Source organism: Streptomyces sp. NPDC058308, assembly GCF_042880275.1.
GTDB lineage: Bacteria > Actinomycetota > Actinomycetes > Streptomycetales > Streptomycetaceae > Streptomyces.
Genome location: NZ_JBHVZA010000013.1, coordinates 134,276 through 150,549 on the forward strand (window position 1 = coordinate 134,276; position 16,274 = coordinate 150,549).

The following is a 16,274-nucleotide window of genomic DNA, read 5'->3' on the forward strand; positions in this document are numbered from 1 at the left end:
ACGGTCAGTCGGCCATGCGTGGCGCGCCCCCCATTCGGGGCACGGCCGCGGGCGTGCCGCGGCGGCCGAATGCCGCCCCGGCACGCGGAACGGCCGCCCCCGTGAGTACGGGGACGGCCGCTCCTGTCAGACGGTGCGTCAGTCGTTGGCGCACTGGTTGCCGAACGCCGGGTTCAGCAGACCGATGACGTTGACGCTGTTGCCGCAGACGTTCACGGGGATGTGGACCGGCACCTGCGCGGTGTTGCCCGAGATCACACCGGGGGAGTTCTGGGCGGCACCCTGCGCGCCGCTGTCGGCGGCGGCGGCGCCCGCGGATCCGGCCACGGCGGCGGCGGCGACGGCGGACAGGGCAAGAGCCTTGGTGGTACGCGACATGGAGTGCTGCTCCTTGGTGGTGTAACGAGGACGGGAGGGATACCCGTCTAGGGGGATCAACTGCCGAGCGTGGCGGCGAGTTGTGCGCCCAGACGGGTGATGCTGCCCGGGATCCATTGCGGTGACGGCCCGTCGGCCGCCGACCCCGCGGGACCTGCACTCCTTCCGAACTGACGCGGGCCGTGCCCGACGTCGCCCATCTGCCGCGTCCTTCACCGTTCCGACACACGCGCCGAGGTTGACCGGGCCGCCCCCTTTAGGGGCTACAGTTGCGCTTCCGTTTAGGGCAATCCACTCATATACGTTCATATTCGTTCAAGTAAGTACGAATCGTCTCTCTGTCGTGGTTCAGAGTCTCCACCCTTCGGAAGGCCAACGCCGTCATGCGTCACTCCCCGGGCCTGCGTCGCGTGTTCGTCGTCCCGCTCGCACTCGCCGCGTGTCTCGCGGCCACCGGGCCCGGCTCGGCAGCCCCGCCCGGAGGCGAGAGGACGCGCGTCGACTTCGCGCAGAGATACCGCGCGCTGCAGCACGGCGGGATCGTCCGGGCCGCGAACTCGGCGATCACCTGCCGCCGCGCGGTGGCGCGCACGGCCGCCTCCTGCGCCGCGGCACGCGGCGGCACGGCGGGCGTCAACGACGACTTCGACATGGCCTACATCGACGTCGACGACGACCCGAACACCTACAACTCCAGTACGGGCGAGGTACGCCTGCCCCCGCACGCGCGCGTCACCTACGCACGCCTGTACTGGGGAGGCAACCTCCGGGCCGGCGAGCAGAAGTCGCCCAAGGACAACGGGCGGGTGCTGATCGCGGAACCGGGCGGACGCTACAGACCGGTCGTCGCCGACACCCTGACCGGCCACCGCGTCGCCGGTGACGCCGACGCCTTCCAGGCATCGGCCGACGTGACCGGACTGGTGCGCACCGCGGGCGGTGGCTCGTACACGGTGGCCCAGGTCAATGTCGCCAAGGGGCACTCACGGACCGGCGCCTGGGGCGGCTGGACGCTGGTCGTGGCCTACGAGGACGCCGCGGAACCGCTGCGCGCCCTGACCGTCTGGGACGGCTTCGACTCGACCGGGAAGAACGGGCACCGGCACACGCTGCGGTTGCGCGGCGTGCCCGCGCCGACGGCCGCGGGCGGCATCGCCGGAGTGGTGGCCTACGACGGCGACCGGGGGCGGCTCGGGGACACCGTGGGCGTGGCGGCCGGGCGGGGCCGGGCCGTGCCGCTGTCGGACGACGCCAATCCGGTCGGCGACGTACTCAACTCGACCATCAGCGAGCCAGGACCGCCGGTCCGCAGAACCCCCGCGTACCCGAACACCCTGGGATACGACTCCGATGTCCTTCCACTGACCACACGTCCGGGCGGACAGGGCGGTGATCTGACGGTCCACCTTTCCTCGCGGGAGTCGGCGTGGGTCGGCGTGGTCTTCGCCGCCGTCGACGCGCGGCGCTAGCAGCACGTCGCTCCGCAACCGGCTCCGCGCTGTCACTGACTCAAGGGAGTCGCGCATGCCTCTGCCTTCAGCACTCGCTCCCCCGCGGGTCCTGCACGTCAGCCAGCCCGTGGACGGCGGCGTGGCACGGGTCGTCGTCGACCTCGTCACGGCTCAGGCCGCGGCGGGCGCCGACGTCCACGTGGCCTGCCCGCCGGAGGGCTTACTGCCCGCGGTCCTGGGCGCCCTCGGCCCCGGCGTACGGGTCCACCCCTGGGCGGCCACCCGCTCCCCGGGACCCGGCCTCAGGGCCGAGATCAGGGATCTGAAGCGCATCGTCGACGCGACGGGCCCGGCGCTCGTCCACGCGCACAGCGCCAAGGCCGGGCTCGCCGCGCGGCTCGCGCTGCGCGGGGCCGTGCCCACCGTGTTCCAGCCGCACGCCTGGTCGTTCGAGGCGGTCGGCGGCGTCACCGCGCTGCTCGCCCGCCGCTGGGAACGGAGCGCGGCGCGGTGGACGGCGCGCATCGTCTGCGTCAGCGAGGCCGAGTGGGTCACCGGGCTGCGGGCCGGTATCAACGGCTCCTACACGGTCGTCCCCAACGGCGTCGACACCGGCCGTTTCAGGCCCGCCACCCCCGGCGGGCCACCCGGCGCGCGCGTCCCCCTGGTGGTGTGCGTCGGACGGCTCTGCCGGCAGAAGGGGCAGGACGTGCTGCTGCGCGCCTGGCCCGCGGTGGCCGCGCGGGTCCCCGAGGCCCGTCTCGTGCTGGTGGGCGACGGGCCCGACGCCGACCGGCTGCGCGCCCGGGCCGGTCCTCGGGTGGCCTTCGCCGGGGAGGCGGCCGACGCGGCCCCCTGGTACCGGGCGGCCGACGTCGTCGTCCTGCCCTCGCGGTGGGAGGGCATGGCGCTGGCGCCGCTCGAGGCGATGGCTTGCGCCCGTCCGGTCGTGGTCACCGACGTCGACGGGGCGCGGGAGAGCCTGCCGCGGACCGACCGCGGGCACGCCCTCGTACCGCCGGAGGATCCCGGCGCGCTGGCGCGGGCCCTGGTCGCCGTGTTGCGGGACGGGGAGCTGCGGGACGCGCTGGGGCGGCGGGGCCGTCAGCACGTACTGGACCACCACGACGCACGGCACGCCGCCGCCGCCATCGACGCGGTGTACGGCGAGGTTCTGGGCACGGCGCCCAGCCGACACAGGGAGTGCACCACCACGTGAGTGCCGAACGGACCGTCGCCTCCTCATCGGGTCAGTCACGGCAGGACACCCAGGCCCCGCCCGGGACCTTCGTCGTCGCGCCACGCGAAGCCATGGGCACCCGCGCCGGAACGTCGGCGCCGCACCCCGCCCGCCGACGGCGCTCGGCGGCCGCGCTGATGGCCGTCGACTGCGCCGCCGCCCTGCTCGCCCTGCTGCTGCTCCAGGACCCGCGGCAGCGGGCCGTCCTTGCGCCCCTGCTCGTGGCCGGTGTGCTGGTCCTGAACGTACGGGGCCGCCTGTACGAGTACGCCGTGCTGCCCGACACCCTCGGCAGGCTGCCCTCGCTCGCCGGGCGGATCGTGCTCGGCTGGTCCCTCACCGCGGTCCTGGCCACCGCCCTGCCCGCGGCGGATCCGCTCGCCCCGGAGACCCTCCTGCGCGCCGCCGCCGCGCAGTGCGCCCTGAGCTTCTGCGGGCGGGCGCTCGTCCACTGGCACCGGCGGACCGGCACCGTGCGCAGGCCCCGTCCCGTCCTGGTGCTCGGCCCGAGCGGACCGGCCCGCGGGGTGGCCGCGGCGCTGCTGCGGCGGCCCGGCTGCGGCATGCGGCCCGTCGGCATCGTGGGCGAGCCGGCGGAACCCCAGCAGGACCAGGACGACGGGGCCGATACGGCGTCAGGGGCCGGGCCCGAGCTGCCGGTTCTGCGCACGGAGGACGAACTGCACCGGGCGGTGATCCAGAACGACGTCCGCGCCGTGCTGCTCCTCACCGACCGCGGCCCCGGCTCCGCGCGCTGGCTGACCGCGCTGAGCGGTCTGGACTGCGACCTGTGGGAGCTCGACGCGCGGTGCCCGGACGTGGCGCCCGCGCCGGGCGGACCCCCGCAGTACGTGGCCGGATTCCCCTGCCGCCCGCTGGTGGCCACCCGGATCCGCCGGACCGGCATCGGCAAGCGGCTCCTGGACGTCGCCGTGTCGGGCGCCCTGCTCCTTGTCACCGCGCCGGTGCTCGCGGCCTGCGCCCTGGTCCTGCGGGCCGTGGAGGGCCCCGGCGTGATCTTCCGGCAGGAACGCGTCGGCAAGGACGGGCAGTTGTTCACCCTGCTGAAGTTCCGGACCCACCGGCCCGCCGACCCGCAGGAGGCGGCGACCCGGTGGAGCGTCGCCGACGAGCGCCGGATCAGCCCGTTCTGCCGGTTCCTGCGGGGCACCTCGCTCGACGAGCTGCCCCAGCTGTGGAACGTACTGCGCGGCGACATAAGCCTCGTCGGCCCGCGGCCCGAACGCCCCTTCTTCGTGGCGCAGTTCAGCCAGGCCTACCCGGACTACGCCCGGCGCCACCGGATGCCGACCGGCATCACCGGCCTCGCCCAGATCCACGGCCTGCGCGGGGACACCTCCATCGAGGACCGGTGCCGCTTCGACAACGCCTACATCGACAGCTGGTCGTTCTGGCAGGACCTGTGCATCCTGCTGCGCACCCTCGGCTGCCTCGTACGCCGCACGGGGAGCTGAGCAGTGACCCACATCCCGTCCCCCGCCCTGCACGGGCCCCACCCGCTCGACGTGGCGCTGCCGTGGCTGCGGCGGAACGCCCCCGTCCTCCCGGTGGTGCTCCTGATCGCGCTGCTCGCGCTGCCGGTGCCCGCCGGGAGCGCCACCGCCGAAGGCGGCACCGGGACCGCGGCCGACGCGGTGTCGGCCCTCGTCGTGGGCTACTGCGCCGTCCGCGCGGTGCGGGCCCGGCAGCGCGCACTGACCCGTACCGCGGCCGTGCTCTTCGGGCTGCCGGTCGTCGGCGTCACCGTGGCCGCGTTCGGCGCGTCGTCCGCCGCGACCGGCGTCGCCGGGGCCGCGCGCTATCTGCAGATCTTCGTCCTTGTGCCGGCGGCCGTGCTGCTCCTGATCCGCGACGCGTCCCACTTCCGCCTGATCGCCTGGTCGCTGGTCGGCCTCGGGCTGTGGCAGGGCGTCATCGGCGTGCACCAGAACCTCACCGGCACCGGCGCCTCGTACATGGGCGAGGACATCCGCGCCGTCGGCACGTTCGGCTCCACGGACGTCATGGGGATGGCCACGGTCGTCTCGTACGGGCTCGTCTGCGCGCTGGCCCTCGCCCACCGCCCCGGCGCGCCGCGCCACCGGACGGCGGCGGTGGCGTGCGCGGCGCTCCTCACCGTGCCGCTGGCCCTGTCGTTCAGCCGCGGGGCGTGGATCGCCACCGCGGCCGCCTGCGGCACGGTGCTGCTGCTCGCCGGGGTGCGCCGGGCCTGCCGGGTGCTCCTTGTCGCGGGCGCGGCCGCCGTGGTCCTGGTGGCGGGGCTCGGCGTCGGCTCGGCGATGCTCCAGGAGCGCCTGAGCAGCATCACCCAGGTCACGGACGCGCCCGACCAGTCCGTCACCGACCGCTACACGATGTGGGCGGCGTCGGCCGACATGTGGCGCGCGCACCCGGTGACCGGCGTGGGCCTGAAGGGGTTCCCCGACCACCGCGACAGCCACGCCTCGCTGGCCCTCTCCTCCGGCAGCGACACGGCGGGGGCGGGCAGCGGCTTCGTCCGCCAGCCGTTGCTCTCCCCGCACAACATGTACCTGCTCGTCCTCAGCGAGCAGGGACTGCTCGGCCTCACCGCGCTGGCGGGCGGCTGGGCGGCGCTCGTGGTGTGCGCGGTGCGCCGCTGGCACCGGCAGCGGGCCCGGCGGGGCGCGGCGGGCGGGCCCGAACCGGACTGCGCCCTGGTGGCCTGCGGGCTGCTGGTCTGGCAGTTGACCGACTTCATGTACGCCGACATCGGCGGGCCCTCCACCGTCCTGACCGGGGTCGTCCTCGGCGTCGCGGCCCGGTGGGCGGTCGGCGCCCGTGCCCGCCGGGGAGAGGCGGCCGCGCGATGACCACCGTGCCGCCCCAGGTGGCGCCGGATGCGGCCGCGCCGGACACCGCCGGGCTCGATGCGGAGCAGGGTTCCGGGAAGTCCGGCGGCTCGTTCCTCGCCAAGGCCGCGCTGGTCACGGCCGTGCTCTCCGTCGCGGGTTCGCTCCTCGGGCTCGTACGCGACCAGGCCCTCGCGCACTTCTTCGGCGCCGGGACCGACACCGACGCCTTCCTGGTGGCGTGGACGCTTCCGGAACTGGCCGCGACGCTGCTCATCGAGGACGGCCTGGCCTTCTTCCTCGTGCCCGCGTTCAGTCTGGCGCTCGCGCGCCGCGCGGACGCCCCGGCCACCGACCCGGTCCACGAGCTCGTACGGGCGTCGCTGCCCCGGATAACGCTGTGGTTCGCGGGCACCGCCGTCCTGCTCATCGCGGCGGCGCCGTACGTGGTCGCGGTGCTCGCCCCCGGGCTCCCCGACCCGCAACTGGCCGTCGACTGCACCCGGTTGACCGCCACCTGCGCCCTGACCTTCGGTCTCACCGGCTACTGCAGCGCGGCCCTGCGCGCGCACCAGCGGTTCGTCGCGCCCGCCACGGTCTACGTCGCCTACAACACCGCCATCATCGCCGCCCTGTTCGCGCTGGCCGCGCCGCTCGGCGTACGGGCCGCGGCGGCGGGTGTGGCGGTGGGGGGCGCCCTCATGGCGGCCGTCCAGGCGCCTTCGCTCTGGCGGCAGCTGCGGGGGACGCCTGGGTCGGCGTCGGGGGCAGTCTCGGGGGCGGGGTCAGGGTCGGCGTCGGCTTCGGCTTCGGCTTCGGCTTCGGCTTCGGCTTCGACGCCAGCTTCGGTTGCGAGAAGGACGGCGGTACCGGCCCAGGCCAAGTCCCTCCAGACGGCAATCATCTGGACGGTCCTGCTCTTCGCGCTCTGCCGCCAGTCTCAGGTCCTCATCGAACGGTTCCTCGCCTCGTCGCTGCCCGCCGGTGCCATCTCGCACCTGAACTACGCGCAGAAGGTCGCGCAGATGCCGATGGCCCTCTCCCTCATGCTGTGCACCGTCACCTTTCCCGTGGTCGCGCGGGCCCTGGCCGACGGCGAGACGGAACGCGCCCGCCAGCGGGTGGAGCGCGACCTCGTCCTCGCCGGGTGCATGGTGCTGCTCGGCACCGCCGCGGTCGTCGCCGCCGCGCCCCCGCTCATCGAACTCCTCTTCCAGCGGGGCGCCTTCACCGCCCGGGACACCGCCGCCACCGCCTCGGTGATGCGCGTCTACGCCCTCGGCCTGCTCGGCCACACACTGGTCGGCGCTCTCGCCCGGGCCCACTTCTCCGTCGCCCGGACCACCTGGATCCCGCTCTACGCGATGTTCACCGGCGTCGTCACCACCGCGGGGCTCGGCTTCCTGACCGTCGGCACATGGGGCGTCCGCGGGATCGCCGGGGCCAACGCCGTCGGCATCTGCGTCGCCGCGCTGCTCCTGCTGCGCGGCATGGGCCCGCGCACCGTGGCGATCAGGACGCGCGCCGTCGCCGGCCGCCTTGGCCGGCTCGTGCTCGCCGCCGCGGGCGCCGCCGCCCTGGGGGCCATGTGTGCCGAGCGCGTCGCGGGCCCGCCCGTCCTGGCCGTCCTCGCGAGCTTCGCGGTGGTGACCGTCTCCTTCGTGCTCCTGGGCCTCCTCCTGGGGGCGCAGCCCTGGGCGTCCGCCCTTCGCACCGTGACCGGAAAGCTGCGCCATGTCCGTTGACCTCACCCCTGACACCCCGCCCGGCACGGAGCCGTTCCTGCGGTTCCGGCCGCCCCGCACCCCGGCGTGGGTGGCGATGTACCACTCCGTCGCGGATCCGTCCGACGACCCGTACGAGATCACCGTCGCGCCGGAGCGCCTTGCCGCGCAGCTGCGCTGGATGCGGCGCCAGGGCTTGCGCGGCGTGTCGATGAAGTACCTCCTGGAGGCGTGCGCGCAGGGCCGGGAGCACAACCTCGTCGGGCTCACCTTCGACGACGGGTACCGCGACTTCGTCGACCACGCGCTGCCGTTGCTGCGCCTGCACGACTGCACCGCCACCGTGTTCGTGCTGCCGGGCCGCCTGGACGGCGAGAACGCCTGGGACCCGCTCGGCCCGCGCAAACCGCTGCTCGGCGCCGACGACATCCGGCACGTGGCCGACTCCGGCATGGAGATCGCCTCGCACGGGCTGACCCACGTCGACCTGACCACGGCCGACGACCGGCTGCTCCGCCGCGAGCTCGACGGCAGCCGGGCGGCGCTGCACGACCTGACCGGCCGTGAGGTACAGGGGTTCTGCTACCCCTACGGGCACGTGGACGAGCGCGTGGTGGCCGCGGTGCGCGAGGCCGGATACCGCTACGCCTGCGCCATCGCGCCGGGCCCCCTCGCCGGTCCGCTCGCCCTGCCCCGCGTCCACATCGGCCAGGGCGACACGGCCTGGCGCCTGCACCTGAAGCTGCGCACGAACCGGCTCAGGCGCCGCGTCCTGGGCCGCTCGGCGGTGTCCGGGTGAAGGTCCTGCACATCATCACCGGGCTCGGCGTGGGCGGCGCCGAGCAGCAACTACGCGTTCTCCTTCGCCACTTGCCCACCCCGTGCGACGTCGTCGCGCTGACCAACGCGGGCTCCGTGGCGACCGGGATCGCGGCCGACGGGACGCGCGTGACCGAGCTCGGCATGTCCGGCAACCGTGACGTGTCGGCGCTGCCCCGCCTGGTCCGGCTCATCCGCGCGGGCCGCTACGACGTGGTGCACACCCACCTCTACCGGGCCTGCCTGTACGGGCGGATCGCGGCCCGCCTCGCCGGGGTGCGCGCGGTGGTGGCCACGGAACACTCCCTGGGCGACTCGCAGATGGAGGGCAGGCCGCTCACCGCGGGGGTCCGCGCGCTGTATCTGGCCGGGGAGCGGCTCGGCCGGATGACGGTCGCGGTCTCCCCCGCCGTCGGGGCGCGGCTGCACCGGTGGGGCGTGCCGCGCCGCCGCATCCGGGTGGTGCCGAACGGCATCGAGGTGGAGCGCTTCCGCTTCGATCCGGACGCACGGGCCCGTACCCGCGCGCAACTGGGGTTGCCCGAGGGGGCGTTCGTCGTCGGTGGCGTGGGGCGGCTGGCCGCGGGCAAGCGGTTCGACGTCCTGCTGCGGGCGGCCGCCCGGCTCCCCGGGGACGTCGTCGTCCTGCTGGTCGGGGGCGGCCCCGAGGAGCCGGAACTGCGAAGGCTCGCACACCGGCTCGGCATCGCGGGACGGGTGCGGTTCGCCGGTGAAGCCTCCCAATTCACCTACGCGGAGCCCGAGTTCGCCGACACGGAGCCCCAGTTCGCCGACGCTGAGCTCCAGTTCACCGACGGGCAGGCGCGGCAGGAGAGCGGCGCCGAACCCGGCGTACCAGACCTGCCCTCCCTCCTTTCCGCCATGGACGCCCTCGCCTCCCCCTCCCCCGAGGAGGCGTTCGGCCTGGCGCTCGTGGAGGGCCTGGCCAGCGGCCTGCCCGTGCTGTACGCGTCCTGCCCCGCCCTGGAGAGCCTCGGCCCCGCCGAGCGGTCAGGGGCCGCGTACTGCCCGAGCGACCCGGACTCCTTCGCGCGGGCCCTGCACGGCCTGCGCGGCGACGTCCCCCCGCACCGCGCCGCCCCGGCCGCGGTGCGCCACTACAGCATCACCCGAAGCGCCGAGCAGCTGATGGGCGTCTACGCGTCCCTCACGCCCGGCCCGACCCCGGAGGTGAACCCCCGATGAGCGACTCCGCGAACGAGCGCCCGCGCACCGACGTCCTGCGAGCCCGGCTCGCGCAGCTGCCCCGCTGGTGGGCCCTGCCGGCGTGCGCGGCTCTCGGGGTGGTGGCCGGCGCCGGGTACGGCGTGCTGCAGACCCCGCAGTACACGGCCACGAGTTACGTCGTCGCCGTCCCGCAGGAGAAGGCGGACCCGGCGACGGCGCTGGGGTTCGCCCAGGCGTACGGCCGGGTGGCGACGCAGCTCGCCGTGCTGGGCGACGCCCAGGTGGCCGCGGGGATGTCACCGGCCGAGCTGCAGGACAGCGTGAAGGTGGTCACCTCACCCGACGCCCCGATGATCGCGGTCTCGGCGACCACCGCCAAGCCGTCGGCGGCCGCCCTCACCGCCAACGCGGTGGCGCAGTCGCTGGCCAGGAGCGCCAACCACTCCAAGGACAGCACCCAGGTCAAGCTCCTGGCGTTCTCCCGCGCCCTTGAGCCCAACTCCCCCTCCTCGCTCTCCACCGGGGTGACGGCCCTGGTCGGCGGGTGCGCAGGCGGCCTGCTCGGCGGCCTCGCGCTCCTTGTCCGCCCCCGCGCGCGTACGGAGAAGGCACCGGGGCCCTCCGTCCCCGGGCCCGCTTCCGCCCTGGTGAGGAGCGCCCCGTGAGTGCGCCCGAAGAGTTTCCGCGGGCCGAACTGTGCGTGGACGAGGACGAGTTCGAGGCGCTGGCCGTGCCGTGGGGGCGGCTGCACCGGGCGTGCCCGGCGGCGACCCCGTTCCAGAGCCACGCGTGGCTGTCGTCCTGGTGGCGGTCCTACGGCCGTCCCGGGCAACTGCGGGTGGTCCTGGTCCGGGACGGCGGACGGCTGATCGCCGCGGCACCGCTGATGCGGGTGGACCGGCCGCTGCCCGCCCTCAAGCCGCTGGGCGGCGAGATCTCCGACTTCACGGACGTCCTCCTTGACGGCGCGTGCCGCGAGGAGGCGGCGGACGCGCTCCTCCCGGGGATGTACGCGCTGGCCCGTACCGCGCTGGTCGACTTCGGGGAGGTCCGGCCCGGCGCGTGTGTGGAGAGCCTCTACGAACGGTGGCCGGGGCCGCGCCGCACGCTGCGGGACTCGCCCTGCCTGGAACTTCCCGCGCTGCCGATGGACGAGCTGCTCAAGCGGCTCCCGGCGCCGCGCGCCCAGCGCACCCGGGCCAAGATGCGCAAGCTGGCGGCGCTGGGGGTGGAGAGCCGGGTGGTGCCCGTCGACGAGGTGGAGACCTCGGTGCGGACGCTGCTGCATCTGCACCAGCTGCAGTGGCAGGGGCGCAAGGTGACCGCCGAGCACCTCCAGCCCCGGTTCCACGAACACCTGCTGCGCTCGATGCGTCCGATGGTCGCGGCCGGCGAGGCGGTGGTGACCGAGTTCCGGCTCGACGGTGAGGTCCTCGCCGCCGACCTGACGCTGCTCTCGGGCACGCTGGCGGGCGGCTATCTGTACGGCGCCCACCCCCGGCTCCGGGAGCGCAAGGTGGACGTCGCCACGATGCTCCTGGACGCGTGCACCCGCCACACCGGCGGCGAACACCCACGCGCGCTGAGCCTGCTGCGCGGCGACGAGCCCTACAAGCACCACTGGCGGCCCGAGCCGGTCCACAACCGGCGGTTCCTGCTGGCCCGCAGGCGGACCGTGCCGCTGGTGTGCGCGGTGGCCTGGGGCGCGGCGGGCCGCGAGTGGGCGAAGCGACGGCTGCGGGAGCGCGCCGCGCGCCGCGGTGGCGGAACACCGTCGTGACGGAGTGCCATCACCGCGGCACCGCGGTGTCTCAGGGAAGGCGCCGGCCGTCCAGCCAGTCGATCCGCACGCACAGCTTCTCGCCCAGCCAGTGCTGCACCCAGTCACCGAGCTCCACCGGCGAGCAGACCGGCGGCTTCGTGGGCTCGGTGGGCCTGGTCGGTTCCGTGGGCGCGGTCGGGTCGGCCGGCCCCCCGTCGCGGCCGGAGAGCAGCTCGCGGTACACCTTCGCGGCGGCGGGGTTCTCCTTGCACTGCCACACACCGTGCGGGCAGTAATCGGTGACGGTGTTGTACAGCGGCTTTTTCTCGTCGATCCATTTCAGCATCCGGCGCATGTACTCCTCGTTGTCGCCGTTGCGGAAAAGACCCCATTCCGGGTACGAGATGGGCTTGTTGTGAGCCGCCGCGAAATCCACGTGCTCCTGGAGTCCGTAGGGCTCCTTCACCTGTTCGTCGAACGGCATTCCGCGCGGCTGGTCGTACGAGTCCATGCCGATGATGTCGACCACGTCGTCACCGGGATAGCACTGCGTCCAGGGAACGGCGTCCCGCCCCCTGCTCGGCGTGAAGTCGAACCGGAACTTCTGCCCCGGCACCGCGCGCATCGCGGTGACGGCCCTGTTCCAGTACTTCTTCCAGGACTCCGGGTCGGGACCGCAGCGATGGGTGTAGGTCGTGCCGTTCATCTCCCAGCCGAGCACGACCACCGTGTCGGGCACGCCCAGGTCCACCAGGCGCTTGCCGAGCGCCCGGAAGTGGTCGTCGAACTCACCGTCGGCCCCCTGCTTCAGGAGCTGGGCCACCTCGCCGTCGCCGACCCCGTCCTCGTTGCGTTCGAGCATCGGGACGTTCAGGACGAAGAGCCGGTCGTCCTTGGCCTTGCGCCACTCGGCCCACTTCTCCAGGAAGTTCGGGGCGCCCTCGATGTTGCTCCAGCGATCGCCCGGTAGATAGGTGTGTCCGACCCGCAGCTCGGCGCCGTCCAGCCACGCGCTGAGCTCGTCCATGCGGGCGACCCCACGAGGGCCGTAGTCGAGATAGGCGCCAAAGGCGGGCGGCTGTTTCTTCGCGGCAGCGGGTCCCGGCGGCTCACCGTCGCGTACGGCGACACCGACCGTGTGTCCCGGCGCGGATGCCAGGGCCAGCGACGAGACGATTCCGGCAGCGATGAAGGCGAGACGTCTACTGCGTTGACGACTACCGCGTTGACGACGCTGTGGGGACATATCTGCTCCTCGTATTCCGACCGCATCTCACTGACATCTCGTCATATGTATTTCTATTACGCCAATCGGGTTTCTAATCCTGAGTTCCAGCACATCGCCCGCATGGGCGATCGATAAGCGAGGGTGACGTTGCAGCCTCTGGATACACGCATTCCTGCGGTCCTCATGCGGATCGACAGGAATCCCTTTCACCACGGCACCCTCGGCGCCGTGCGCTCACTGGGGCGGGCGGGCATCGAGGTCCACCTCGTGGCCGACGACCGCGAAAGCCCCGTACAGCGCTCCCGCCATCTGCACCGGATGCACGCGCCGCCCGCCCCCGGGGCGTCCCTCGCCGAGGTGGCCGCCGTGCTGCGCCGGGTCGCCCACCGCCTCACGGCACCGGCCGTGCTGATCCCCCTGGACGACGCGAGCGCCCTCGCGGTCAGCGCCCTCTACGACGAGCTCACCGACCGCTTCCTGCTGCCCCGCGCGAGCGGCGACGTCGCCGAGCGCGTCGCGGACAAGGCGAGCCTGGCCCGGATCTGCGCGCGGGCCGGCGTGGCCCACCCGGCGACGCTGGCCCCCGAATCCGCCGCCGAGGCCGCCCGCGCCGTGCACCGGCTCGGCTCCCCCGCCGTGGCGAAGTGGAGCCGCCCCTGGCTGCTGCCCCGCGACACCGGCCTGCGCAGCACCACCGTGATCGGCTCCCCGCACGAGGCCGCCGCGCTCTTCGAGCGCCGGGCCGAGGCCGGCAGCCGCCTGCTGCTCCAGGCGTTCGTCCCCGGCGCCCGCGACGCGGACTGGTTCGTCCACGGCTGCGCGGGCCGCGACGGCGTCGTACGCAGCGGCGGTACGGGCCGCAAGCACCGCTCCTGGCCGCGCTCGGCGGGCCTGACGGTGAGCGGCGAATGGGCCGCCGACCCGGCGCTCTGGTCGGCGGCGGCGCAGGTGGTGTCGGCCCTGAAGTACCGGGGGATCTTCGACCTGGACTTCCGCAGGGACGCCACGACCGGGGACTTCCACCTCATCGACTTCAACCCGCGCCCCGGCGCCCAGTTCCGCCTCTTCACCGACGCCACCGGCACCGACGTCGTCCGCGCCCTGCACCTCGACCTGACGCACCGGCCGGTACCGCCCCCGCAGCCCCTGACGGGCCGCACCTTCGTGGTCGAGAACTACGCCCCGCTGACCGCGCTGCTCTCGCTCGCCCGGCCGGGCCGGCGCACCCCGTCGCCGTCCCACGAGCTCGCCTGGCACGACGGGGACGACCCCGCGCCGGGCGCGGCCCTGCGCCGGCTCTGGTGCCGCCACGTGGTGCGGCGGCTGCGCGAGGGCCTCGGCCACCGGTCCCGCACCGTCCTGGTGTCCCTGTCGAGCAGGGCGCGCGAGCACGCGCCCACCGTCCTCCCCGGCACGGCGAACAGAGAGCGAGCAGTCACCGATGCATGACCTGCTGATCGTCGGCGCGGGCCCCTACGGCCTGTCGATCGCCGCGCACGCCGCGGCGGCCGGCCTGGACGTACGGATCTTCGGCAGGACCATGGCGTCCTGGCGGGACCACATGCCGCGCGGCATGTTCCTGAAGTCGGAGCCCTGGGCCTCCGACCTGTCCGACCCCGCGGGCCGGTACGGCCTGGCCGCCTACTGCACCCGCGAGGGGCTGCCCGCCGAGCACGGCAGGCCGCTGCCCATCGAGCACTTCGCGTCCTACGGTCTCTGGTTCGCCGAGCGGGCCGCCCCGCCCGTCGACGAGCGCCTCATCGCCTCCGTCCGCCGCGGCGCAGCCGGATTCGAGGTGCGGACGCGGGACGGCGAGGTCTGCCACGCGCGGGCGGTGGCCCTCGCGGTCGGCGTGCTGCCCTTCACCGAGATCCCCCGGGCCGTACGGGGACTCGGCGACCACCACGTCTCGCACAGCAGCCACCACGCCGACCTGCGGCGCTTCACGGGCCGGGACGTGACGGTGGTCGGCGCCGGGCAGGCGGCCCTGGAGACCGCGGCGCTGCTGGCCGAGCAGGGCACCCGGGTGCGCGTCCTCGCCCGGTCCCCGCGCGTGTCCTGGAACACCCTGCCGCAGGCCTGGCAGCGGCCGTGGTGGCAGTCGCTGCGCGCCCCGCACACCGGCCTCGGCTGCGGCTGGCGCAACAAGTTCTACGCGGACACCCCCGGCCTCTTCCGGCTGCTCCCGGAGCAGGCCCGCGCCCGCGCCGCCGCCCGCGCACTGGGCCCGGCGGGCGCGTGGTGGGTCAGGGACCGCGTCGAGGCGGGCGTCGAGGTGCGGGCCGGCCACCGCATCGAGTCGGCCGAACTCGCCGACGGGCGGGTCCGGGTGAGGACCGCGGCGCACACCGGCGAGGGGCTGCGCTTCACGACGGACCACGTCATCGCCGCCACGGGCTTTCGCGCGACGACCGCCCGCATCGGCGTCCTGGCCCCCGAGCTCCGCACCGGCCTGCGGTCCCTGGCGGACGGGACCCCGTACGTCGGCGACCGCTTCGAGACGTCGTGCCCCGGCCTCTTCCTGGCCGGTCTGACGACCGCGTCGAGCTTCGGCCCCGCCATGCGCTTCGTGTACGGCGCCTCGTTCACCGCGGAACGTCTGGTGCGGGGTGTCGAGCGGTACGTACGCACAGGCCGGGCCGCTCTTCTGAGTGACAGGGCGGGCGAACGGGTGAACTTCGGTTCCGCGCCGGGCCGTCCAGTGGTGCACTGAATGCGCTTCATGGGACAGGCCCGGGTCGCTCCCCACCAGCCGTCGGCAGCCCTGCCGTCGGGGCGCGGCCACCCCATCGGGCCGGTCGCCACCTCCTTGAAACGCCAGCAGGGAAGCCGTTCCGTCTCGGCTTCCCTGCTGGCGTTCTGCCGTCCCTGGCGCTCCCTCTCCCCGCGCCGCTCGCGCCTCCTGCCGTCGGCGCCCTGTCTAACGCCGGTTCCCGGCGAATCCGCGCCGGTACAGGATCGCCCCGCCGAGCAGCAGCCCGGCGCTGGCACCTGCCGCACCGAGCAGCGCGGAATCCGCGCCCGTCCGGGCCAGCTGGTCCTCGGCCCGCGCCACCGCGCCCGCCTGGGCCGGCACGTGGGCACGGACGCCCTGCGGCACATGGTGCGGTGCCGGGTGCGAGGCGGTGACGTAGTCCCCGGGGACCGCCGGGTGGGGGACGACCGGGGGCACGGCCCGGGGCCGCGGGCCGGGGGCGTCCGGCGCGTCGGCGTGCGGGGTGGTGCGCGGCGGCGCGTCGTGGTGCGAGCTGCCGTGGTGCGGACGGTCGTGGTGGGAACTGTCGTGGTGCGCACCGTCGTGGTGGGAGCCTTCGCTCCCGCACGAGTTGCCCATGGCGCTCGACAGCGCAGCCACGATGCCCACCGCGTTGCCGCAGGCCTTCACCGGTACGTCCGCCGGGGTCTTCACGTCGTTGCCCGCCGCCGCGCCGGGCGAGTGGGTCGCCGGGCCGTGGGCGGTGGCGCCGCTCGGGGCGTCGTGGGCGTCGCGGGTGTCATCGTCGCCGTAGCCACCGGCGCGCGGCGTCGTCGCAGGTGCCTTCACCGGCTTCTTCACCGGGGTCGCCGGTGCCTTCGCCGACTTCTTCACCGGGGTCGCCGGTGCCTTCGCCGACTTCTTCACCGGGGTCGCCGGTGTCTTCTCAGGTGCTTTC

The 16,274-nt window shown here is 74.4% G+C and carries 14 protein-coding genes; 11 read left to right on the plus strand and 3 right to left on the minus strand.

The window, feature by feature from the left end; all coding sequences use genetic code 11:
• Positions 1-138: 138 nt before the first annotated feature.
• A complete protein-coding gene (locus ACFVYL_RS19465; RefSeq protein ID WP_389717526.1) occupies positions 139-378 on the minus strand; it encodes a chaplin in 240 nt (79 codons plus the stop codon).
• Positions 379-761: 383 nt separating this feature from the next.
• On the opposite strand from ACFVYL_RS19465, the gene ACFVYL_RS19470 reads away from it, so the two are divergent.
• The 9 genes from ACFVYL_RS19470 to ACFVYL_RS19510 are packed head-to-tail and all read left to right on the plus strand — an operon-like array spanning position 762 to position 11,411.
• On the plus strand, positions 762-1,847 hold the full coding sequence (locus ACFVYL_RS19470) for a DUF3344 domain-containing protein (RefSeq protein ID WP_389717527.1): 1,086 nt from the start codon (positions 762-764) through the stop codon (positions 1,845-1,847).
• A 55-nt stretch (positions 1,848-1,902) separates the two neighbouring features.
• Positions 1,903-3,048: a glycosyltransferase gene (locus tag ACFVYL_RS19475; protein ID WP_389717528.1), complete on the plus strand. Its 1,146-nt coding sequence runs from the start codon at positions 1,903-1,905 to the stop codon at positions 3,046-3,048.
• Positions 3,045-4,544 carry a sugar transferase gene (locus ACFVYL_RS19480; RefSeq protein ID WP_389717531.1) on the plus strand — a complete coding sequence of 500 codons (1,500 nt, stop codon included), beginning with the start codon at positions 3,045-3,047 and terminating at the stop codon, positions 4,542-4,544. The genes ACFVYL_RS19475 and ACFVYL_RS19480 overlap by 4 nt, the downstream gene beginning before the upstream one ends.
• A 3-nt stretch (positions 4,545-4,547) precedes the next feature.
• The gene (locus tag ACFVYL_RS19485; protein ID WP_389717533.1) at positions 4,548-5,921 is read left to right on the plus strand and encodes an O-antigen ligase family protein; all 1,374 of its coding nucleotides are present in this window, start codon (positions 4,548-4,550) and stop codon (positions 5,919-5,921) included.
• Entirely contained in the window at positions 5,918-7,645 is a 1,728-nt protein-coding gene (murJ, locus tag ACFVYL_RS19490) for a murein biosynthesis integral membrane protein MurJ (protein WP_389717535.1), read from the plus strand. The genes ACFVYL_RS19485 and murJ overlap by 4 nt, the downstream gene beginning before the upstream one ends.
• Positions 7,635-8,423 carry a polysaccharide deacetylase family protein gene (locus ACFVYL_RS19495; RefSeq protein WP_389717537.1) on the plus strand — a complete coding sequence of 263 codons (789 nt, stop codon included), beginning with the start codon at positions 7,635-7,637 and terminating at the stop codon, positions 8,421-8,423. The genes murJ and ACFVYL_RS19495 overlap by 11 nt, the downstream gene beginning before the upstream one ends.
• Entirely contained in the window at positions 8,420-9,649 is a 1,230-nt protein-coding gene (locus ACFVYL_RS19500; RefSeq protein ID WP_389717538.1) for a glycosyltransferase, read from the plus strand. The genes ACFVYL_RS19495 and ACFVYL_RS19500 overlap by 4 nt, the downstream gene beginning before the upstream one ends.
• Entirely contained in the window at positions 9,646-10,296 is a 651-nt protein-coding gene (locus ACFVYL_RS19505) for a lipopolysaccharide biosynthesis protein (RefSeq protein ID WP_389717540.1), read from the plus strand. The genes ACFVYL_RS19500 and ACFVYL_RS19505 overlap by 4 nt, the downstream gene beginning before the upstream one ends.
• Complete coding sequence (locus ACFVYL_RS19510) at positions 10,293-11,411, plus strand: GNAT family N-acetyltransferase (RefSeq protein WP_389717543.1); 1,119 nt, start codon at positions 10,293-10,295, stop codon at positions 11,409-11,411. Before ACFVYL_RS19505 ends, ACFVYL_RS19510 begins: the two co-directional genes overlap by 4 nt.
• Before the next feature lie 31 nt (positions 11,412-11,442).
• Here the strand turns inward: ACFVYL_RS19510 and ACFVYL_RS19515 are convergent, their stop codons facing one another.
• The gene (locus ACFVYL_RS19515) at positions 11,443-12,639 is read right to left on the minus strand and encodes a glycoside hydrolase family 26 protein (RefSeq protein WP_389717546.1); all 1,197 of its coding nucleotides are present in this window, start codon (positions 12,637-12,639) and stop codon (positions 11,443-11,445) included.
• Between the two features lie 165 nt (positions 12,640-12,804).
• Between ACFVYL_RS19515 and ACFVYL_RS19520 the strand changes: the two genes are divergently transcribed.
• A complete protein-coding gene (locus ACFVYL_RS19520) occupies positions 12,805-14,070 on the plus strand; it encodes an ATP-grasp domain-containing protein (RefSeq protein ID WP_389717548.1) in 1,266 nt (421 codons plus the stop codon).
• Positions 14,063-15,334 (plus strand): NAD(P)-binding domain-containing protein, encoded by a 1,272-nt coding sequence (locus tag ACFVYL_RS19525; RefSeq protein ID WP_389717549.1) that lies wholly within the window; start codon positions 14,063-14,065, stop codon positions 15,332-15,334. The genes ACFVYL_RS19520 and ACFVYL_RS19525 overlap by 8 nt, the downstream gene beginning before the upstream one ends.
• Before the next feature lie 207 nt (positions 15,335-15,541).
• Here the strand turns inward: ACFVYL_RS19525 and ACFVYL_RS19530 are convergent, their stop codons facing one another.
• Positions 15,542-16,243 (minus strand): chaplin, encoded by a 702-nt coding sequence (locus tag ACFVYL_RS19530; RefSeq protein ID WP_389717743.1) that lies wholly within the window; start codon positions 16,241-16,243, stop codon positions 15,542-15,544.
• Between the last annotated feature and the right edge of the window lie 31 nt (positions 16,244-16,274).